The organism is Peribacillus saganii, assembly GCF_003429095.1.
Classification (GTDB): domain Bacteria; phylum Bacillota; class Bacilli; order Bacillales; family DSM-1321; genus Peribacillus; species Peribacillus saganii.
Map to the genome: position 1 here is coordinate 63,780 of NZ_QVTE01000012.1, position 21,506 is coordinate 85,285.

At 43.0% G+C, this 21,506-nt stretch carries 19 protein-coding genes; 6 read left to right on the forward strand and 13 right to left on the reverse strand.

The window, feature by feature from the left end:
• Positions 1-156 precede the first annotated feature (156 nt).
• From pfkA to dnaE, 6 genes are all read right to left on the reverse strand, one after another.
• Positions 157-1,116: a 6-phosphofructokinase gene (pfkA, locus tag D0469_RS05325; protein WP_117325604.1), complete on the reverse strand. Its 960-nt coding sequence runs from the start codon at positions 1,114-1,116 to the stop codon at positions 157-159.
• Positions 1,117-1,584: 468 nt separating this feature from the next.
• Positions 1,585-2,562 carry an acetyl-CoA carboxylase carboxyl transferase subunit alpha gene (gene accA / locus D0469_RS05330; protein WP_117325605.1) on the reverse strand — a complete coding sequence of 326 codons (978 nt, stop codon included), beginning with the start codon at positions 2,560-2,562 and terminating at the stop codon, positions 1,585-1,587.
• A complete protein-coding gene (gene accD, locus D0469_RS05335; RefSeq protein ID WP_117325606.1) occupies positions 2,559-3,425 on the reverse strand; it encodes an acetyl-CoA carboxylase, carboxyltransferase subunit beta in 867 nt (288 codons plus the stop codon). The genes accA and accD overlap by 4 nt, the downstream gene beginning before the upstream one ends.
• A gap of 92 nt (positions 3,426-3,517) precedes the next feature.
• Complete coding sequence (locus tag D0469_RS05340) at positions 3,518-4,156, reverse strand: FadR/GntR family transcriptional regulator (RefSeq protein WP_117325607.1); 639 nt, start codon at positions 4,154-4,156, stop codon at positions 3,518-3,520.
• Complete coding sequence (locus D0469_RS05345) at positions 4,156-5,394, reverse strand: NAD(P)-dependent malic enzyme (protein ID WP_117325608.1); 1,239 nt, start codon at positions 5,392-5,394, stop codon at positions 4,156-4,158. Before D0469_RS05345 ends, D0469_RS05340 begins: the two co-directional genes overlap by 1 nt.
• A gap of 219 nt (positions 5,395-5,613) precedes the next feature.
• A complete protein-coding gene (gene dnaE, locus D0469_RS05350; protein ID WP_117325609.1) occupies positions 5,614-8,979 on the reverse strand; it encodes a DNA polymerase III subunit alpha in 3,366 nt (1,121 codons plus the stop codon).
• Positions 8,980-9,147: 168 nt separating this feature from the next.
• Here dnaE and D0469_RS05355 point away from each other — a divergent pair, with 168 nt between their 5' ends.
• Complete coding sequence (locus D0469_RS05355) at positions 9,148-9,483, forward strand: YtrH family sporulation protein (RefSeq protein ID WP_117325610.1); 336 nt, start codon at positions 9,148-9,150, stop codon at positions 9,481-9,483.
• Positions 9,480-9,989 carry a sporulation membrane protein YtrI gene (ytrI, locus tag D0469_RS05360; protein ID WP_117325611.1) on the forward strand — a complete coding sequence of 170 codons (510 nt, stop codon included), beginning with the start codon at positions 9,480-9,482 and terminating at the stop codon, positions 9,987-9,989. Before D0469_RS05355 ends, ytrI begins: the two co-directional genes overlap by 4 nt.
• 644 nt (positions 9,990-10,633) lie before the next feature.
• Here the strand turns inward: ytrI and D0469_RS05365 are convergent.
• Positions 10,634-11,578, reverse strand: a complete 945-nt coding sequence (locus D0469_RS05365) for a DHH family phosphoesterase (protein ID WP_117325612.1) — start codon at positions 11,576-11,578, stop codon at positions 10,634-10,636.
• 183 nt (positions 11,579-11,761) lie between these two features.
• On the opposite strand from D0469_RS05365, the gene D0469_RS05370 reads away from it, so the two are divergent.
• Complete coding sequence (locus D0469_RS05370) at positions 11,762-12,067, forward strand: YtpI family protein (protein WP_117325613.1); 306 nt, start codon at positions 11,762-11,764, stop codon at positions 12,065-12,067.
• Between the two features lie 371 nt (positions 12,068-12,438).
• On the opposite strand, the gene D0469_RS05380 is transcribed toward D0469_RS05370, so the two are convergent.
• The 5 genes from D0469_RS05380 to D0469_RS05400 all read right to left on the reverse strand — a co-directional run bounded on the left by D0469_RS05380 (position 12,439) and on the right by D0469_RS05400 (position 17,376).
• Positions 12,439-13,758: a CBS domain-containing protein gene (locus tag D0469_RS05380; RefSeq protein ID WP_117325615.1), complete on the reverse strand. Its 1,320-nt coding sequence runs from the start codon at positions 13,756-13,758 to the stop codon at positions 12,439-12,441.
• Positions 13,759-13,828: 70 nt separating this feature from the next.
• On the reverse strand, positions 13,829-14,068 hold the full coding sequence (locus D0469_RS05385; RefSeq protein WP_117325616.1) for a hypothetical protein: 240 nt from the start codon (positions 14,066-14,068) through the stop codon (positions 13,829-13,831).
• A 564-nt stretch (positions 14,069-14,632) separates the two neighbouring features.
• Complete coding sequence (locus D0469_RS05390; protein ID WP_117325617.1) at positions 14,633-16,015, reverse strand: amino acid permease; 1,383 nt, start codon at positions 16,013-16,015, stop codon at positions 14,633-14,635.
• Positions 16,016-16,309: 294 nt separating this feature from the next.
• Positions 16,310-16,600: a hypothetical protein gene (locus D0469_RS05395; RefSeq protein ID WP_117325618.1), complete on the reverse strand. Its 291-nt coding sequence runs from the start codon at positions 16,598-16,600 to the stop codon at positions 16,310-16,312.
• Positions 16,601-16,695: 95 nt separating this feature from the next.
• Positions 16,696-17,376 (reverse strand): metal-dependent hydrolase, encoded by a 681-nt coding sequence (locus tag D0469_RS05400; RefSeq protein ID WP_117325619.1) that lies wholly within the window; start codon positions 17,374-17,376, stop codon positions 16,696-16,698.
• A 154-nt stretch (positions 17,377-17,530) separates the two neighbouring features.
• Between D0469_RS05400 and D0469_RS05405 the strand changes: the two genes are divergently transcribed.
• Positions 17,531-18,625, forward strand: a complete 1,095-nt coding sequence (locus D0469_RS05405) for a M24 family metallopeptidase (RefSeq protein WP_117325620.1) — start codon at positions 17,531-17,533, stop codon at positions 18,623-18,625.
• 268 nt (positions 18,626-18,893) lie between these two features.
• Here the strand turns inward: D0469_RS05405 and D0469_RS20970 are convergent, their stop codons facing one another.
• Positions 18,894-19,055, reverse strand: coding sequence for a hypothetical protein (locus D0469_RS20970; RefSeq protein ID WP_158553353.1), 162 nt, complete (start codon positions 19,053-19,055; stop codon positions 18,894-18,896).
• A gap of 148 nt (positions 19,056-19,203) precedes the next feature.
• Between D0469_RS20970 and D0469_RS05410 the strand changes: the two genes are divergently transcribed.
• Together D0469_RS05410 and D0469_RS05415 are read left to right on the forward strand one after the other, a co-directional pair.
• On the forward strand, positions 19,204-21,279 hold the full coding sequence (locus D0469_RS05410; RefSeq protein ID WP_117325621.1) for a carbon starvation CstA family protein: 2,076 nt from the start codon (positions 19,204-19,206) through the stop codon (positions 21,277-21,279).
• Positions 21,272-21,475: a YbdD/YjiX family protein gene (locus D0469_RS05415; RefSeq protein WP_117325622.1), complete on the forward strand. Its 204-nt coding sequence runs from the start codon at positions 21,272-21,274 to the stop codon at positions 21,473-21,475. The genes D0469_RS05410 and D0469_RS05415 overlap by 8 nt, the downstream gene beginning before the upstream one ends.
• The last annotated feature ends 31 nt before the right edge of the window (positions 21,476-21,506 follow it).

Below are 21,506 nucleotides of genomic sequence, written 5' to 3' on the forward strand. Positions count from 1 at the left end.
TGTATGGGATAGATATTATCTAATGGTTTTGCCCCTTATTGTGATGTTGCAAAGGCAAAGACTTGTTCCGAAACTTTTAGAATGCTATTCATCCAAACCGGTACAGAAATTAGAAAGAGGACTTTTGGTTAATCGTCCGGGTTCTTTCAGTCGAATTTAGATTGAAAGCTCCTGTGATAGCTGATACATTTTCATATCGAGAGTATGAGGCTGTGCCAGTGCTTCTATAATATCATAGTTAACCAAGCGGTTTTGGACAATTCCAACCGCGCGGCCGCCTTTGTTCTCAATAAGCAGTTCTACTGCAAGTGCCCCTAAACGGCTCGCAAGTACCCGGTCACTCGCTGTTGGAGATCCTCCACGCTGCGTATGCCCAAGTACGGTTACTCTTGTTTCAAAGCTGGTCATTTCCTCGATTTTTCTGGCAAAATCGACTCCGCTTCCTACACCTTCAGCAACTATAATGATGCTATGCTTCTTGCCGCGCTCATGACCGCGCTTCAGCCTGCTGACAATATCGTCCATATTGGATTTATCTTCTGGGATCAAAATCGTTTCTGCCCCACCGGCAAGGCCTGCCCATAAAGCGATATCGCCAGCATCTCTACCCATAACCTCAATTATGTATGTTCTTTCATGAGAAGTGGCTGTATCCCTAATTTTGTCGATGGCATCAATTACGGTATTCAACGCGGTATCAAAACCAATCGTGAATTCTGTACCGGGAATATCATTATCAATAGTTCCAGGAACTCCAACACATGGGAAGCCGCGTTCAGTCAATGCCTTTGCCCCGCGGTAAGAACCATCACCGCCAATGACTACAAGTCCCTCAATTCCATGTTTTTTCAGCTGCTCTATTCCCTTTAGCTGGCCTTCTTCTGTTTTGAATTCCGGACAACGAGCCGAGTAAAGCATTGTGCCTCCACGATGAATAATATCACCAACTGATCCGAGCTCAAGCTTTTTAATTTCACCATCAATCAATCCCTGATAGCCATGATAAATGCCATAGATCTCCAGATTGTGATAAATAGCTTTACGGACAACTGCCCTTACTGCGGCATTCATGCCTGGAGAATCGCCGCCACTGGTTAAAACACCTATTCTTTTCATCCGAATCACCTCTTAAATCTCTAAACTTATTTGAAAAACGCCAGAAGGATGGCTGTAACACCATATGATTTGTAGCCATTGTTCTAATATGAAATACTAATTTGAGCTTATGAATGCAAGCTGCTAAAGCCTGCCATCTAAAATATGCCTTCACTTACTATTTGCGTTTTATTGCTACAATATTTATGTATAAGCATGCACATATCGAAATACACAAACCTGCACCAGTAATTATTCTAAAATAGAAAAACTAATACGTAAACCAATTTGCGCAGTAAATCACAATATTTTTAGAAAGTTGTCGTTATAGAAAAGTGAAATGCCCACAGAAACGCCGGTCACAGAGGAAAAAATTTGCCCCCATAATAATGGGACTTTGCAAATAGGCTCTTTTTCCTCCCTATTGATTACACTGAGAGAATAAAGTAGTCTAATCACGGAAAAACGTGATGCCTTTGGCAACACGTTTTAATTTACCCCTGTAAATTGTTTTACAAACGAATAATCTCCGATTTGCTTGAATTTTGCATAGCGCTGAGCGACAAGTTCGTCACTGTCCAGGCTTAGCAAATCTGACAATGATTTTTTCAGCACCATATCAATAGCCTCCGCTTGTTCTTTAACATTACGGTGGGCCCCGCCTTTTACTTCCTTAATTATACTATCTATTACGCCTAGCTCCTTAAGGTCAGGTGCAGTAATCCTCATAGTTTCCGCAGCCTTTTTTGCCTGAGAGGCATCCTTCCAGAGGATAGCCGCGGCGCCTTCAGGAGAAATTACTGAATAGGTAGAGTTCTCAAGCATATAAATTCTGTCAGCAACTCCAAGAGCAAGGGCTCCGCCGCTTCCTCCCTCACCAATGACAATGGAAATAACAGGAACTGTTAAGCCTGCCATTTCAAATAAATTTCTGGCAATCGCTTCGCTTTGGCCGCGTTCCTCAGCGGCCTTACCTGGATAGGCTCCCTTTGTATCAATCAAGCAAATTATCGGCCTGTTGAATTTTTCCGCCTGTTTCATTAGCCGCAATGCTTTTCTATAACCTTCGGGATGCGGCATCCCGAAATTCCGCCTGATATTTTCCTTTGTGTCTTTTCCGCGCTGATGACCGATTACGGTTACAGGATAATCATGGAATTTAGCAATCCCGCCAACTATCGCTTCATCATCACCAAAGTATCTGTCGCCGTGGCATTCAAAGAAATCTGTAAACAAGTGAGAAATATAATCTAGCGTGGTCGGTCTGGATGGATGCCTTGCAATTTGAACACGATCCCATGGCTTGATGTTTTCATAGATATCCTTTTCAAGCTTTTGCAGGCGGTTTTCAAGCCTTTCAATATCTTCCGATAAATCAACATCAGCATCTTTTGTAAGATTCTTTAGCTCATCAATTTTCTTCCTAAGCTCTACTACCGGACGTTCGAATTCCAATTCTCCTATCATTTCCAAACACCACCCGGTATATGTATATCAAGAATATTCGTAAGTTTGTCCTTTAGATCCAGCCTGGAAATCACAGCATCCAATTGACCATGCTTTAATAGGAATTCTGCAGTTTGGAAATCCTCCGGCAGATCTTCCCTTATAGTTTGTTCAATAATCCGGCGGCCTGCAAAGCCAATTAGCGCCCCCGGCTCTGCCAAATTATAATCTCCTAGAGATGCAAAGCTTGCAGAAACTCCACCTGTTGTTGGATGGGTCATTACCGAAATAATTAAACCGCCATGACTGCTGAACATCTTCAGCGCCGCACTCGTTTTGGCCATCTGCATCAGACTTATGACGCCTTCCTGCATCCGGGCACCGCCAGAGGCTGTGAAGATGATAAATGGCACTTTAAGCTCGTCGGCTTTTTCGATTGCCCGGGTAATCTTCTCGCCGACCACTGAGCCCATGCTTCCCATTCTGAATCGGGAATCCATAATAGCCAAAACAACATCATTGCCCCTTATTTTTCCGGTTCCAGTTAAAACTGCTTCATTGAGGCCAGCCTTTAGCTTGTCCTGCTCGACTTTTTCCAGGTATCCAGGAAAGTCTAACGGATTAACTGTAACCATTTCACTATCCAGTTCGACAAAGCTGCCTGCGTCTACAAGGCTTTCCACCCTCTCAAAGGAGGCCATTGGATGATGATAGCTGCAATGAAGGCACACTTTCAGATTTTTATCCAGTTCCTTCGTATACATAATCTTTTTGCAGTTAGGACATTTTGACATGATCCCTTCCGGTATATCTTGCTTATCCCGTTCGGAAGGAATAGTAGCATATTTCTTTTTTTTAGGCTTTGAAAATAAATCTTTAAGCAAAGAGGAGTCCTCCCTTTTTCACCAAGTGTCTTATGTCGAATGAATTTCCTTTAAGGATACAAGACTTGTATTAAAATTCTTGTAAAAAGCTGTCATTCGCCATTCGACAATTTCCTTACTTTTTGCGAATATACGACTAGCGTTTTTTCCATGTCCCGCGAAAAGAGAGAATCGATCAGCTCCAAATACTCTGCTTTCTCTCTAATGAAACGGCCATCAGCTGGACAGCCGGCATAGCTGTTGACTACCCGCCAGATTCGTTCCATCAGCCTGTTTGGATTAATCCGGGCTGCATGTTCGAAAAACATTTCATCCGTAAATTGGGTACTCCCGGCCCATTCCTTAAAGTCTTTTATTTCCTGATCCGCAGCTGAAGAAGCAATCAGCCTTAGACAGTCCAATTCAATTATTGTCTTTGTTTCCGCCAAATCCTTGATTACTTTTTCATCCTGCAGAAAAAAAGTGCCCAATAACTCTACAAGCCTATGCTCTTGAAAGTCCCTGATAAAGGTACCTTCTCCTCTTCGCGTTTCAATTAATCCGAGGAGTTCGAGCGCTCTCAAAGCTTCACGGACAGAAGAGCGCCCGACATTCAAACGCTCGGATAACTCCCTTTCTGAAGGGATTTTATCGCCGGGCTCCAGTCCATCCTCTTCAATCATTTCCCGAAGCTTTCCCACTATTTCAATGTAAACCTTTGGGGGAGAAGCGGGTTTTTTCAACCTGTCCATCACTCGCTTTTTCCGATAATAGCCAGTCTTCTCGTTTTTTCTTTAATAGCTTCCAGATCTACTTTAATTCGGGCTACACCTGTATCCATTGCTGCCTGTGCAACGGCTGCCGCTACCTCTGGAGCCACCCTCTCATCGAATGGGCCTGGGATTACGTAATCGGCATTTAGTTCCTCTGGGTTAATCAGGCTCGCGATCGCCTCGACAGCAGCTACTTTCATTTTTTCATTGATATGGGTTGCCCGGGCATCAAGCGCACCTCGGAAAATCCCTGGAAACGCCAGGACGTTATTCACCTGGTTAGGGAAGTCGGAGCGACCGGTTCCCACTACCATAGCCCCTGCTCTTTTCGCATCTTCAGGCATAATCTCGGGTACAGGATTAGCCATTGCAAAAATGATTGGATCGACATTCATGGAGGCAACCATCTCTTCTGTCAGTGCGCCTGCAACAGAAACTCCTATAAAGACATCTGCACCCTTAATGACTTCCTCAAGGCTTCCCTCCTGTTTATCCTTGTTGGTCATTTTGGCAACCTGTTCCTTCACTTTATTCATTCCATACGGTCTGCCTTCAAATATGGCCCCTTTTGTATCACACATGATGATATCACGTACGCCATAGCTGTATAAAAGCTTAATGATTGCGATTCCGGCAGCACCTGCACCATTTGCGACAACTTTAATTTCAGACATGGATTTGCCGACTATACGAAGCGCATTGACAAGACCGGCAACCGTGACAATAGCCGTACCGTGCTGATCATCATGAAAAACCGGGATGTTCATTTCTTTCTTTAAACGTTCTTCAATTACAAAGCAGTTTGGAGCAGCAATATCTTCTAAATTCACGCCACCAAATGTAGGTTCAAGAAGCTTAACTGTTTCAATGATTTTTTCAACATCCGTTGTATTCAGGCAAATTGGAAATGCATCTACCCCCGCAAAGCTTTTGAAAAGCACAGCCTTTCCTTCCATTACGGGCATAGCTGCTTCAGGACCGATATTTCCTAGACCAAGCACTGCAGTGCCGTCCGACACAACGGCAACAGTATTGCCTTTCATTGTATATTCATATACTTTCTCAGGTTTGTCATAAATATCCTTGCATGGTTCAGCTACTCCCGGAGAATAGGCCAGACTTAAATCCTCCGCGTTGCGGACAGTTACTTTTGATACCGTTTCCAATTTCCCCTGGTTTTCACGATGCATTTGCAGAGCTTCATCTCTTAATGTCATATTGCTCACTCCTCTAAAATGGTAAATAAAAGATTTATATAGGAATCTAAGTGGTCTGACCACGTATGTATACTATCCAATATAACATATCTAAGGTAGATGTAAAGTTTATTTATTGAAAATACAGCAGTGCTTTGAAACATCTTAATGCGAGAATCATAGGAATTCCGGCTTTCCCTTTCAAGCACTGCCAGTGATAGATTATAAATTTGTCCGTCACTATTTCTTATCCATTAGCCGAACGTTCTTTTCGCCCAGGATCATGCTAAGCTTTGTCAATAATTCAGCCCCAGGAGTTACCCAGTCTATAAGGGAAAGCTGAACATATCTATCTTCCCGCTCATAATAAAGCATTACTTTTGTTGCCCCGCTGTATTTCCGCAGTGTTTGTTTCAGTTTTTGCAGTGTATGGGCATTCTGTTGAGCCATTTCAATTTTCAAAAAAAGGCGAGCCCTGCTGCTATTCAAAATTTCTTTTAGATTTTCCGCAGAAAATGCCCGCTGTACAATGAGCTGTTTTTTCCCTTCCCGTTCTTCCATTGATCCCTGAAAAACCAATATGCTTCCTGCCTTAAGGGTATTAGCATGCTTTTTATAGACATCAGGAAAGACCACCGCTTCCAGTTCTCCCCCTTCGTCGCTTAGGGTCAGGAATGCCATTACTTCCCCTTTTTTTGTACGAATTGTCTTAAGGGAGGTTATATAGGCACCAATAAGAACCTTTGGATCTGTTGCAGCCAGAGCTGAAACAGTATCTGATGCTCCTGTTTCCTCCAATAACGCCTTAAAAGCGGAAACGGGGTGATCGGATAAGTACAGGCCCAGAGCTTCACGTTCCAGCGCAAGTTTATCCTCCAGCCGGATTGGCTCTACAACCATATACTTAGGCTTAATTGTCAGCCCTGCATCAGCAAATAAATCAAATTGATCATCATTCGGGTTAACCAGTTCAGAATGGCTTAATGCTACATCAAGGCTTGCTAACAAAGTTGCCCGGTCCTCCCCAAATTCATCAAAAGCCCCGGAATGCACTAGCATTTCAAGCACCTTCCGATTAATCGTCTTTCCTGAAATGCGAAGGCAAAAATCAAACAAATCTGAAAACCATCTGTTTTTTCTCGCCTGGAATATCTCTCTTAAAGCTGCCCCTCCAATCCCTTTTATCGCAGCGAGACTATAACGGAGCCCTTCTTTTTCAACCGAAAATGGATATCCGCTGTGATTGATGGAAGGAGGAAGGATGTTCATTCCTTTGTGCTTTGCCTCCCTGACATATTGTGAGATTTTATCCTCATTCCCGATGACTGAGGTCATTAACGCAGCCATAAAATAATCCGGGTAATGGGCTTTTAAATAGGCAAGCTGGTATGCAATAAAGCTGTAGGCAACAGCGTGGCTCCTGTTAAAGCCATAATTAGCGAAGCGGACAATCATATCATATACATCATGTGAAATTTGTTCAGAGTATCCCATGCTCAAGGAACCTTTTACAAAATGCTCCCTTTGCTGGTCCAGTACTTCCTTCTTCTTCTTTGAAACCGCCCGTCTCAGCAAATCTGCCTGACCTAATGAAAAACCTGCCATCCTGGAAGCGATCTGCATGATTTGCTCCTGATAGACAATAACACCATATGTATCCGTAAGAATATCCTTAAGGTCATGGTGTATATAATTAATGGGCTTGAGACCGTGCTTTCTTTCAATAAAGAGGGGGATGTTTTCCATCGGGCCCGGTCTGTATAGGGCGTTTACAGCCACAATATCCTCGAACCTCCCCGGCTTAAGCTTCATGAGCACTTTTCTCATTCCTTCGGATTCCAGCTGAAAAATCCCGGTTGTTTCTCCCCGGCTTAAAAGCTCAAAGGTAGCTGGGTCATCAAGCGGAATTTTGGATATCTCCACGCTTTTCCCAATTCCTTTTTTAATGCTTGACATGATATTTTCCAGGAGTGTTAGATTCCGTAATCCAAGGAAATCCATTTTAAGCAGACCTAATTCCTCCAGTACATCCATAGGAAATTGTGTTAAATGGATTCCTTCATGGCCCTCCTGGATGGCAATCAGATCTGTTAACGGCTGATCGCTGATGATAACCCCGGCGGCATGTGTTGAAGTGTGCCTTGGCAAACCTTCAAGCTTTAGGGCCGTCTGAAAAACAGACCGGTTGATGCTGCTTTCAGCGACAAACTCCCTTAATCTTTGCGATTCTTTATAAGCTCCTTCCAATGTAATACCCAGTCTGGATGGAACTGTCCTAGAGAGCCGTTCCTGCTCTTTGGAATTTAAGCCAAACACCCGGCCTACATCTCTTAAGGCAGCTTTTGCCGCCATTGTTCCGAACGTTATAATCTGAGCAACATGCAGTTCACCATATTTTGAAGCAACATAGGAAATCACTTCTTCTCGTCGATTATCGGGGAAGTCAATATCAATATCCGGCATTGAAATACGCTCCGGGTTCAAAAACCTCTCGAACAATAGCTTATGTTCAATCGGATCTACATCCGTAATCGAGAGTACGTAAGCAACCATGGATCCAGCAGCAGACCCTCGACCGGGCCCGGTCAGTATATTTTTCTGCTTCGCGAATTTCATAAAGTCCCAGACTATCAGGAAATAATCACTGAATTTCATTTTCTTGATTATCCCCAATTCATAATACAGCCTTTCCCAATATGCTTTTGGAGCATTCGGATAACGCATCTCCAGCCCTTTTTCGCATACAGCCTCCAGCATTTCCTCTGCTGTCACGCCTTCATGTACCGGATATTTCGGAAGCAGCTGCCGATTAAGGGGAATTTCAACATTACATCGGCCGGCTATCTTTAACGTATTTTCAAGTGCATCAGGTACATCGCTGAAAAGGTCTGCCATTTTCCTGCCGTTTTTCAGGTAATGTTCCTTGGACTCCGGCTTAACCCTTTCTTCATCTGAAAGCTTGGCGCCGTCCCTTACAGCAAGCAAAACCTCATAAGCGAGAGAATCCTCCTGACCAAGGTAGTATACTGGATTTACAGCAGCAAGCGGCGCTGCTGTCCGGCGGGAGAATTCAATAACCTTTCCATTCAATTCCTCTTCTCCGAGTACTGATGTCCGTTGTATTGATAAATAGACGGAGTCACCGCCGAACATACTTTGCCATTTTTGAAGCGTTTGCTCAGCTCCTGTAATGTTTCCCCCTGCAAGCAGCTGCTCTATTTCCCCCTCTTTCCCGGGTGAAACAGCCAGCATTCCCCCTGCATAAGCCTTAAGCCATTTCTCCGGAATTCCCGACGGTGATTTCGTTTTGATGGCGCTGCTGATTTTAAGCAGATTTTCATAGCCTGTAAGGTTTTTTGCAAGCAAAAGAAGAGGCCGGGATTCGTCTTGTCCGTTCACAACATCTGCAAGAAGGCCAAGCAATGGCTTGATTCCCTGTTTCTTGCACTCTTTATAAAAAGCAATAGACCCATACATCACATTCCTGTCCGTCAGGGCCAGTGCGGTAAATTCGTTTTTCTTTGCCTCTGCTACTAGATTTTCTATTTTTATTGTGCTTGAAAGTAAGCTATATCCGCTCTGAATATGGAGATGGATAAAAGACATAGATTTTCACCCCCCATTTTGAATTCTTTCTTTTATTATAGAACGGACACTCAAAAAAAGAAAATACGTTCTCATTTTCACTAAAGTTTTCTTCTACCCTGTGTACATAAATAGCAGTGTTTGTCCATATATAGTATTAAAGGACTTAATAGCTAAGGGATGATATGAATGAAGGAAGCCTTTTTCCCAGCCTTTATGAACAGTTATTTTATTGCACTCGGTGTTCTGCTGGGCGGTGCGCTTGTTGGCGGGCTGTCAGCATTTTTCACCGGACAGCCGCCGATAACTACGGTAGCACGCCTTTCGGAAAATTTAAGAATTTGGGCGATTGTTGCAGCGATTGGAGGAACCTTTGACGCTGTGTATAGCTTTGAGCGGGGAATTTTCAACGGTGAAACAAAGGATATTTTAAAACAGGTTTTATTAATCCTTGCAGCGTTGGGCGGTGCTCAGACAGGCTCTACGCTTATTCATTGGCTGACACAGGAGAACATAACACCATGAGAATACCTCCTTTATACCGGTCACCGGGCTGGCAGCGTTTTTTAGCAGGTGCCGCTCTTGGAGGTTTAGTCAGCTGGCTGATTTTTTTTTATATGTTTGGAATTCTTCAGGAAAAGCAGATTAGCATGCTTTTGACACAGGAGACCGAAATTGAGGATTTGCGTAAAACGATAGAGATTTTAAAAGAGGAAGCAGATGATTTAAACGAGCTCGCTGAAACAAAGATGGTCATTGAAGATATTCAAGTACATCTCCTAAACAACAGAATATTTGATGATGCAGAAAGGCGGCTCAGTACCGCACAAGTCCAAGACATGATCCGCGATGATTTACAGACCCAGCTGACAAAAGATGTGGAAACCGTCTATAAAGTTAGAGATTTATTAAAAAAATCGATTGAAAATAAGACAATTGAAATGAATAAAAAGAGGTATCAGGCGGAGGTTACTGAAATTTTCTTCTACTCTACCCTTTCAATCGAGGTCAGGCTAAAGCAAATAAAATAGCCTGCAGCAGGATTATCTTCGCAAACCTAAAGGTTGCTATTTTAGCAAACGAGCTTTTTCGTAATAAAAAAGGAACGCTCATCGCTTGATCCGGAATAAACTCTCTCTTAACTAAGACTATTATTGTTTATATTAGGCTGCTTTATTTATAACTCGTTTCGATAATTCAAGAAAAACTGTACTAAAAAGGCATTAAATACGCGTGGAATTTGTCAAGTTTTGACGAGAAATCAATATTTCTTAAAAGTCGCCGATAAGAATCGATAGTTGATGATTTATTTGCTTTTTCGATGATAAAATCGCGAAGTTGACAATAAAAATAGGATGCCTTTGCGGACAGTTAAGCCTTAAAAAATAGTTGATGATACTATGCAAAAAGTTGATTATAAAACTTCAAAGTGACGATACCCCATTAATTTTTGAACATATCGTCTGCGACGTTATCCCGATAATAAGGTCCATCTTGAATCGGTTAAAAATGGCCCTAAAACAGAAAAAACCAAGCAAATTTTCGCTAATTTCAAACCAAAAAACTGCTTGGTTTTACCAATTTTCAATCCTATACCTCATCTATCCACGATCTTGTTTCCCTCGGCCAAAAAACCTTTGAGGAATCACCTTACGCTGTTTCCGTTTTTGATGATTTACTGCCCTGCTACTGCAAGTTGCATATCCCTGACTACCTTATCTGCATCATCCCATGAATAAATGGATGCGCCGGACGCGAGCGGATGGCCTCCACCATTATACTTTTTGGCCACTCCGTTTATCACTGGACCCTTAGAACGCAGTCTTACACGGATTACTTCATCCTCTTCAATAAAGAAAACCCAAGCCTTCATTCCTTTAACCGAGCCTAGGGCGCTTACAAGAAGCGAGGCTTCAGCGGTGGTTGCGTCAAATTGCTTTAATATATCTTTTGTGATGACCATTTTCCCTACTCCGCCAGAAACCATTTCAAAGTTTTGCAGAACATATCCATTCAAGCGGGTTACATTAATTCCGACATCATACATGCCATCAAACATCTCTGTCCTCGAAAAATTGTAATGAATTAGTTCCCCTGCATAAAGAAATGTCTTTTCAGTTGTGCTCGGGTATAAGAACCGTCCCGTATCGCCAACAATTCCCCCGAACAGAAGGCGCGCTGCTTCGTCGCTCATTTTCAGTCCCCGGGATTTTCCAAACAGATAAAATTCATATATCATTTCGCTGCAGGAGCTTGCATCCGTATCTACCCAGAGCAGGTCTCCGTATTGATCTTCATTTGGATGATGGTCTATTTTTATTAGCTTATCGCCAAGAATATAGCGTCTGTCACATATCCTTTCTTCATTTGCCGTATCGCAAACAATGACCAAAGCCCCTTTATATGTATCATCGCTAATAACATCTAACCGCTTCATAAAATGCAGAGTTTCTTCTTCCTTGCCGACTGTGTATACTTTTTTCGCTGGAAAGGAAGCCCTCAGTACTTCAGCAAGCCCGCATTGTGAACCGTATGCATCCGGATCCGGCCTTACATGGCGGTGTAGAATAATTGTGTCATACTGTTGGATCGCTTCGAGGATTTCTTCTTTTACATTCATTGAGTTTCTCCTTTACTACCAGGTATATATTTCTATTTAAGCAGAAAATGAAACCGATGAAAAGCCAGGCGGGTTAATAACTATAGCCATATTAGCGGTTTACCGTTAAAATAGTATATGGTTCATAAGATTTAAAAACTACCTAATTACAATCAAGTATTTTTATTGACCGGAGGATTAGTAATGCCAATATTAGTCATTTTTATTGTTATCGCTTTCGCTTTTTATTTATTTTATAAAATTAAATATGTACGGACTAACAGACCCATGGAAAAGAAGTGGATCTCTGCTAAGTCTTCGATTGCACTTGGATTATTCGTTACACTGTTTGGACTGAACCAGCTGTTTTTAAATCAGACAACCGTTGCCTATATTGTGGGGGCTGTTTTTATGATTCTCGGTGCAGTAAATATCCTGGGCGGCTATAAATCTTATAAATTCCACCTGCCTCATGCCATTAAAGAGGCTGAGGAACTTAGAAAAGCATAAACATCTTTTTGCTGGGCAGTATAGTCCAGCCCGATAATCTGTACGATAATAATTCAAGGACCAAAAGCGCAAGCAACCTGGTATAAGGAACGTTGAGCGATTTCAGCACATCCTTTCAAAGCTGCCGTTTTGTTTCGTGCGATGTTGAGCTGCCGAAGTGTTCCTTCCTTATCCTGTGCCGACGTCGGCATTAGCACGTCCGTTGTGGGTATATTTTCAACGGAATAAAAGTTGCTGGGTGCCGGAGTTAGACCCTCCACTTTTGTTATCCGCAACTTGTTGAATTTAAAATCTCCTAAAGCAGCAAAAAACCTTGTGCATGTCCCTCGGGAACTCACAAGGTTTTTATGTTCCTTTTTTCAGGGAGTCTCTCAAGATCTATCAAGCAGTTGACACATCATTATTGCCTTTCCAACCAGCTTGCCTTCATTAAAGACCTCAACATCAACTTTACCGAATTTTCGGCCAACCTCAAGAATCCTAGGATTAATCTCGAGGATACTTTCAATTTGAACAGGCTTAAAGAAGTAAATTGTGATATTTTCGACTACCAGATCACCGCGCTTAAAATTACGAAGCGCCCGGTTTGCCGCTTCCGTAACAATCGTTGTAAAAACGCCATATGAAATAGTTCCCAGATAATTGGTCATTTGCGGAGTTACTTCATAGTTGTAAATATCCTCACCTTTGCCCCGGTTTCCGATTGCCCCTAGCTGGCTCGAAATTACGTCATCAATAGTCTCTCCCACCTGTGGCTGCCTTTGAATCATTTGGAGCGCTTTCAATACATCCTGTCGGCTGATGATGCCCTGCAAAATATGGCTGTCATCGATGACCGGCAGCAATTCAATCCCTTCCCAGACCATCATATGAGCGGAGGAGGCAACGCTGGTCTTCTCCCCTACAACGATCGGATGCTTCGTCATTACCTTCTCAATAGGGGTATCCAGTTCCTGGCCCATGATATCCTTTGAAGTTACCATACCCTGTATTTTCATATTGTCATCCACTACAGGAAAGCGACTATGCCTGGTTTCTTTGTTATGGAATAGATATTCGGCAACAGTCTCACTTGTTTTTAAAAATACCGTTTCATGAACCGGCGTCAGGATGTCTTCAACAAGCAGGATCTCCTTTTTAATAAGCTGATCATAAATGGCGCGATTAATCATGGTCGCAACCGTAAATGTATCATAGCTGGTTGAAATGACTGGCATCTGAAGCTCATCCGCGAGCCTTTTTACATTTTCTTCCGCATCAAACCCTCCGGTAATGAGGACAGCGGCCCCTGCTCTTAGCGCATTCTCATGTGCCTGGTCCCTATTACCAACAATAAGCAGGTTGTCCTGGCTAATATACCTCATCATGGCTTCAAGCTTCATCGCCCCAATAACAAATTTGTTCAAAGTTTTATGGAGCCCGGCACGCCCACCCAATACTTGTCCGTCCACGATATTCACTACTTCGGCAAACGTAAGCTTTTCGATATTTTCTCTTTTCTTCCGTTCAATTCTGATAGTCCCTACCCGCTCTATTGTGCTGACATAGCCTTTATTCTCAGCATCTTTAATAGCCCGATAGGCAGTGCCCTCGCTGACAGTCAATGCCTTTGCTATTTGGCGTACAGAGATTTTCTCCCCTACCGGAAGCTGGTCAATGTACTGCAATATTTGTTCATGCTTAGTTGCCAACCTTTTCACCCTTTTCACCATATTCCCTTTTTATCATTATAAAGTGAACAGGGCAGCTATTCAAACGCCACTATTGATAATAGTGAATTCTTTTGCGCTTGTATGCCTTTGCTTTGACTTTTTGCGCTTTTTGTTTTTTGGGTTGATATAGCATTCCCGCCAGGTTGCCGCCCATCACAAACAAAGCAAGCAGCAGCCACATGGCGGCAAATAAGCTTTCCTTTCCTCCAGTTGTAAGCGAGAGCCGCGGAACTGCGTAATAAAGCATTACCCCACCCAGTAAAAAGCATAATAGCAATCTTTGTCGCATTTAAAACACTCCTTTACATTTACAAGTCAAGTTCCTGAGAACACTATATGCCAGACATGCTGGAAAAAGAAGCACATACCGAGGCTGATACCATGCTATTGCTTTTTATTTTATACTGTTAAACTTACCTGTTGAATTTCGTTCTAATGGCGGTCCGGAATCCTCCTCGGCGCTTGCACCTGTGTGGTTTCCCTTGACCCGTTTTCCCCGCAGGACGTTGAATTGGATTCCCCTAATAAACACCGCACGAGAAAATGCGATGGAAAAGCTGAAGCGCCCTGATCAGCCCTGACAAGCATAAGACAAGCGCTGACAGAAGGAACTTTTTTCCACCCCTGCCGAAGCATTCCTTGTCCTGTGGCGAAGTCGGCACCAGTACGTCCTGTGCTTCGAGGCTTTATTTTCCTACGGAAAAAAGTTCTGGGCGGCAGCTCTACAACACAAAGTGTAAAAATCAGCAACGAGCTTTAACATAGCATTTTAAAAGAAATAAGGCCTTTCCGACACTACCCGGGAAGACCTGTAAAGAATAATATTTGGCAGATAATAAGTAAATGTGCCTTATTACGCCTTTTCCTGTTGATTTAACCTGCTATTTCTGTATCCATACGTAAAATAAATCACCAGCCCCAATAATAGCCATACGACGAAGCCTATCCAGGTAAATGATGAAAGCTGAAGCATTAAATAGACGCAAAAAATGACAGCAAGCGCCGGGACAAGAGGAACCCATGGGGTTTTGAAGCCTCGCCTTATGTCTGGCTGTGTTTTCCTTAGAACGGCGACACCAAGAGACACTGTCGAAAAAGCAAACAATGTTCCAATGCTCGTTAGTTCAGCTAATTTGTCCAGTGGTACAAACCCGGCAAAAAAAGCGACCAGCGCAGCTGTTACCCAAGTGCTCGCAACCGGAACTTTAGAAATTGGCTGAATGGAAGATAAAAATCCCGGCAGGAGGCCATCACGGCTCATTGCATAAAAAAGGCGTGTTTGCCCGAACATCATAACGATTAATACCGTTGTAATCCCGACAATAGCGCCAAGGGAGATGAGCCCTGCTGCCCAATCCTGGTTAATATATGTTAACGCATAAGCTACCGGATCTTTTACATTTAACAACTCGTATGGAACAATTCCTGTAAGAACGAGCGAGACAGCAATATATAATACAGTACAAATCGCGAGTGCGGATAAAATGCCCAGCGGAAGATTGCGCTGTGGATTCTTCACTTCCTCGGCAGCGGTGGAAACTGCATCAAAACCGAAATAGGCAAACACAACCACCGCAGCACCAGCCACTACCCCAGAAGTACCGAATGGCATAAATGGTGTCCAGTTGGCTGGCTCTGCATACCACACTCCTATTATGATAAAAAGAAGGACCACTGCCACCTTGACGACAACCATTGCCGCATTAAATCTTGCTGACTCCTTCACGCCTTTGGCAAGGAGCATTGTTACTAAAAAAATAATAACCACGGCAGGCAAATCAATTATTGTACCATTCTCCGGATCAAAGGCACTTGTAATTGCGGTTGGGAAATGGATTCCGAATCCTGAAAGCAAGCCCTGGAAGTATCCCGACCAACCGCTGGCCACTGCCGAAGAAGCTAGTCCATATTCAAGGACTAAATCCCAGCCTAATATCCAGGCAATTACCTCCCCAAATGCAACATAACTGTACGTGTATGCACTGCCTGATTCAGGAATCATAGAGGCAAATTCGGAATAGCATAAAGCCGCAAAGGCACATGCTAAACCGGCAATAATAAATGACAAAATCAGTGCGGGGCCGGCATATTTTGCTGCGGCTACACCTGTCAGTACAAAAACCCCTGTCCCAATTATGGCGCCTACACCTAACATCGTTAGATCTCCCGCACCAAGGACTCGTTTTAGCGAGCTGTTCGTTTCATGCCTGATGATTTTTTTTCGAAATAAATCCATAGCACCCTCCGGTATAGGCCTTTGTGAGAAAAATAGTTTTTTAATTTAGGCAATCGTATAAGCTTAGTAATTTCACATCTAATAACCATTATGTACATTTAATTGTTTTTTTATTTTCTTTATGATTTCAGTCCTGCTTCCGATGAGAATCTGCATCAGTTTTTGCGATAAGATATCTCCTGGAGGTCCATGTCCTTCAATCCCATTATTTTTTTGCAAACATAAAAAGCCCGGAACTCTTTGTTCCCGGCTTAGTGAATCGGACTTTTAATATTGATAACCTTGTTGAAAACCTTAGGCATATTGCTGCTGTTCCATTTGGCGTGCCATTTGCTGAATTTGCTGCAGCTGCTGGGCAGCCATTACTTCAGCCTGTGACAATTGTTGAAGCTGCCCCGCCATGCCCGCTTGAAGAGTGTTACGTCCCATCATCTGCTGCCCCAATTGACCTGAATTAAGGCCTTGGAGCTGCTGAAGCTGCTGAGCGTTCCTTTGCTCTTGCATCTGCAGCTGCTGGGCGATTTGCTGAATTTGCTGAAGAGCTTGCTGAGCAACCTGAACTGATTGCTGAATACGCTGTGGCATTGCAATTCCTCCTATCGTTTATCAATACAAAGGATAGGATGAACAAAACTGATTTTTTTATACTGCATTTTAGCACTTCAATTTCCACTTATTTTTTAAAGTTTAAGTTCGTCTCCTGGAGACATAATATGGCCCGTTCCTTTTTTCAGCATTCCAATAAATTCATTTGGATCCTGTTTGATAGGCGGGAAAGTATTGTAATGGATAGGGACAACTTTCGCTGCTCTTATAAACTCTGCTGCAAGTGCCGCATCTTCCGGCCCCATTGTATAATTATCTCCAATAGGCAAAAACGCCAAATCAATCGAATTCCGGTCACCAATTAATTTCATATCAGAGTAAACGGCTGTGTCCCCTGCATGATAAATCGTTTTCCCTTCAGCCTTAAGCAGTACACCGGCTGGCATTCCGCAATAAATAATTTGATTATCCTCTGTTGTATAGCCGCTGCCGTGGAAAGCAGGTGTCAATTTCACCCTGCCGAAATCAAACTCATAAGAGCCCCCAATATGCATTCCATGAGTATTTAATCCTTGCCAGCTTAGGTATGTAGCCAGTTCAGCGGTTGCAATTACTAGTGAATTATTTCTTTTTGCAATGTCAACGGTATCGCCAACATGATCATTGTGCCCGTGGGTCAGAATAATAACATCTGCCTTTACATCTTCCGCTTTTAGATCCGTTAATCCGTTTCCTGTAATAAATGGATCAAACAGAATGGTTTTGCCGCCTGTTTCAACCTTGACTACCGCATGACCGTGGAATGATACTTTCATTTGCTTTTCCCCTTTCAAAATCCATTATTTTCAAATCATTCTTTTAAAAAAATATACACTTTTCTTGCACCCAATTTCAAACAATTTAACTGTTTACAATTGATGTATTTTATTGATAAGGTCATCTTATGGAAAAAGAACGGAGGTAATGTTTATGAGTACTGCGATCAGCAATCTCCAAAGCTGGTTAAAAGAACAGGATATGCAGGCAGCTATGCTCACCTCACCGGATACCGTATTTTACTTGTCCGGCTTTCGCACCAATCCGCATGAACGTTTGCTCGCCTTATTGGTTTTTCAGGAAGCGGAGCCCTTCCTGGTCTGTCCCAAAATGGAAGTTGAAGCTGCAAGGAATGCGGGATGGAACTTTGAGATCATTAGCTATACAGATATCGAAAACCCTTGGGAAAGCATTTATAGTTCTGTAAGCAAGCGTGCCATTAACATCCAGAAACTGGCGGTGGAAAAAGAGCATCTGAATGTCGAAAGATTTGAAAAGGTCAACAAGCTCTTTTCGTCCCCTAAGCTTTTTGCCGCTGAAGAAAAGCTCCGGCAGCTGCGGATGGTGAAAAATGATAAAGAAATAGAACTGATCCGGGAAGCGTGCAAGATTGCTGATTTCGCTGTTGAAGCTGGCGTAGCGGAAATCAGTGAGGGCAAGACGGAAATGGAAATATTGGCTGCCATCGAATTTGAACTTAAAAAAACGGGTATCAATGAAATGGCTTTTTCAACGATGGTACTAACCGGGGCAAATGCAGCCTCACCACATGGAACACCAGGAATAACGAAGATAAAAAAGGGTGACCTTGTATTGTTCGATCTTGGTGTTGTTTATAATGGATATTGCTCAGATATTACAAGAACAGTAGCTTATGGCGGTGTCAGCGATAAACAGGCTGAGATTTACCGAACTGTTTTAAAAGCCCAGGAAGCAGCGGCGTCTGCCACAAAACCGGGAATATCCTGTTCAGAACTTGATTTAACAGCACGCAGAATCATTACGGAACAAGGGTATGGAGAATATTTCCCTCATCGGCTTGGGCACGGACTCGGAACCAGCGTTCATGAATATCCTTCTCTCACTGAAACGAATCTGTTGAAACTGCAGGAGGGTATGGTCTTTACGATTGAACCTGGCATATATGTACCTGGTCTCGCAGGAGTAAGAATTGAAGACGATATTTTGGTAACTTCGGATGGTTTTGAGGCATTAACCAAATATCCCAAGACATTACAAATTATTTAGTAAGCTTCATCTACCTTATAAGAGGAGGAACCGGCAACAGTTTAGGTTCCTCTTCCCTGTAAGATGCGTTTCTCTTAATTCCATATATTATCGGTTAATGGTTAATTAATCGATCTCTCACGTAAATGACGTTTGCTTAATTCTCATGAGTTCGTTTACATCACCAAGTATATTGCCTAGTTTACTCTTCGGCTTGACAACGCTTAATTCATGCAGTATTTTTACGGATTCTCAATTTATCAGCGAAGGCTGAACTTACTTTAACCTGCTAGCCTGAATACGTTTCATTGGATGGTGTGGTGTCAACCATATCACAATCTTCAGCGGTCATACAGCCGCTTATATACGAGTCCGAAATTTGCCGGGTCGTTTCATGCAGGCCATTTTCGTCATAGATAAGCTTTCTTGGCTCAGTTTCATCCTTCATCATTACATTCCTCCCTTCCCTTCCTATTAGTTTCTGTTTCCATAGTTCATCTATGCGCAAGACAAAATTTTGTCACAATCAATTAAAACTTTGCTAAAATTCTGAATTATGAAATATAATATTTTTAACTCATTAGAAAGGGGAGATTTCATTGAAAGCCTTAAAATCAATAATCATCTGGGGCCTTGTTTCTGCATTGGGAGCAACTGGTTTTGCAGTTATGGCGTTAAACAGCGGGGAAAGCATAAATGCAATCTGGCTGGTTACGGCAGCTGTCTGTGTCTATGCCATTGCCTACAGGTTCTACAGCAGATTCATGGCTAGAAAAGTATTTGAGCTGGATGATTCACGCAAGACACCTGCTGAGATTCATAATGATGGAAAAGACTATGTTCCGACAAACAAATGGGTACTGTTCGGACACCACTTTGCAGCCATAGCTGGTGCAGGCCCGCTGGTTGGCCCAATCCTTGCAGCCCAGATGGGATACTTGCCAGGAACTCTTTGGATTGTTGTGGGTGTCGTCTTAGCCGGTGCTGTTCAGGATTTTATCATTTTATTTGGTTCTATGCGCCGGAACGGCAAATCACTTGGCGAAATGATTAAGGATGAAATGGGCAAGGTAACTGGCCTGATTGCAATGATTGGTATATTAGGAATTATGATTATTTTATTGGCCGTTTTGGCATTAGTAGTTGTGAAAGCGCTTGTAGGAAGTCCTTGGGGAATGTTTACAATTGCCTGCACGATTCCGATCGCAATTTTTATGGGAGTTTATATGCGTTATATCCGTCCTGGGCGCGTTGGAGAAGGTTCTGCGATTGGTGTCATTTTATTGCTGCTTTCAATTGTTGGCGGACAATATGTTGCTGAAAACCCAACATTAGCGAGTATGTTTACCTTTAGCGGAGAAGCGATTGCCATAATGATGATCGTTTATGGGTTTGTGGCTTCCGTTTTGCCGGTATGGCTGCTCCTTGCCCCGCGTGATTACTTAAGTACCTTTTTAAAAGTAGGAACGATTGTCGGTCTAGCATTGGGAATTCTAATTGTCGCACCTAATCTTGAAATGCCTGGTGTGACTAAATTTGTGGATGGAACCGGCCCTGTATTTTCCGGAAGCCTGTTTCCTTTCTTATTTATCACAATAGCCTGCGGTGCCGTCTCCGGTTTCCATTCTCTCATTTCTTCCGGCACAACGCCTAAAATGATTGAACGGGAGTCACATGCCCGTCCAATTGGGTATGGAGCGATGCTGACCGAGTCATTTGTTGCTGTAATGGCAATGATTGCTGCCTGTGTACTCACTCCGGGGATTTACTTCGCGATCAATAGCCCGCCAGCCGTCATTGGGACGGATGCCATCCAGGCTGCCCAAACTGTGTCCAGCTGGGGTTTTACCATCACACCTGAAGATATAACAGGGCTTGCAGATGATGTGGGTGAAGAAACAGTCTTGTCCCGTACTGGAGGAGCACCGACACTTGCTATAGGAATGGCCGTCATTTTCTCGGAAGTAATTGGCGGAAAAGCTTTGATGGCATTCTGGTACCATTTCGCAATATTATTTGAAGCTTTATTCATTTTAACAACGATTGATGCCGGAACACGCGTTGGACGCTTTATGATCCAGGATATCATTGGAACCGCTTACAAACCTTTTGCCAGAACAGAGGCGATTATCCCGAATATCATCGCCACTGCTCTATGTGTTCTTTTATGGGGTTACTTTTTATATCAAGGCGTAATCGATCCGCTCGGCGGAATTAATACGTTGTGGCCGCTGTTTGGCATCGCCAACCAAATGCTGGCAGGAATTGCTTTACTGTTTGGGACGACTGTTTTACTCAAAATGGGCAAAAAAGCATATGTATGGGTCACCCTTATCCCAACGACCTGGATTTTAATCGTGACCATGACAGCTGGTTGGCAAAAGCTGTTCCACGAAAATCCAAGAATTGGCTTTTTGTCACATGCCAAAGTATTTAAAGAGGCGCTTGATGAAGGAAAAGTTTTAGCACCCGCCGCTAACGCCTCCCAGATGAAACAGGTGCTTGTTAATGACTATGTTGATGCAGCCCTCTGTGCATTCTTCATGATCGTAGTTATTACCGTGTTTATTGCGGCATTGCGGATCTGGTATCAGGTGCTGAACAATAAAAATTTAAAGCTGCATGAAGAACCATATGTACCGCGAGAAGAAGGGGACATCAAACACTATGCTTAGCAAAATTCAATCAATTTTAAAATACAGAAAACAATTCATCAGCTTACTGGTAGGCGTCCCAAGCTATGAAAAATACGTAGAACATATGAAAATTCACCATCCAGAACAGGAAGTGAAATCAAGGAAAGACTTTTTCTGTGAAGCACAGGAAGCCCGGTTTAATGCCAAGGGCGGGAAAATCTCCAGATGCTGTTAACCTTATGGCGATAAGATACAACAGAGTTTTC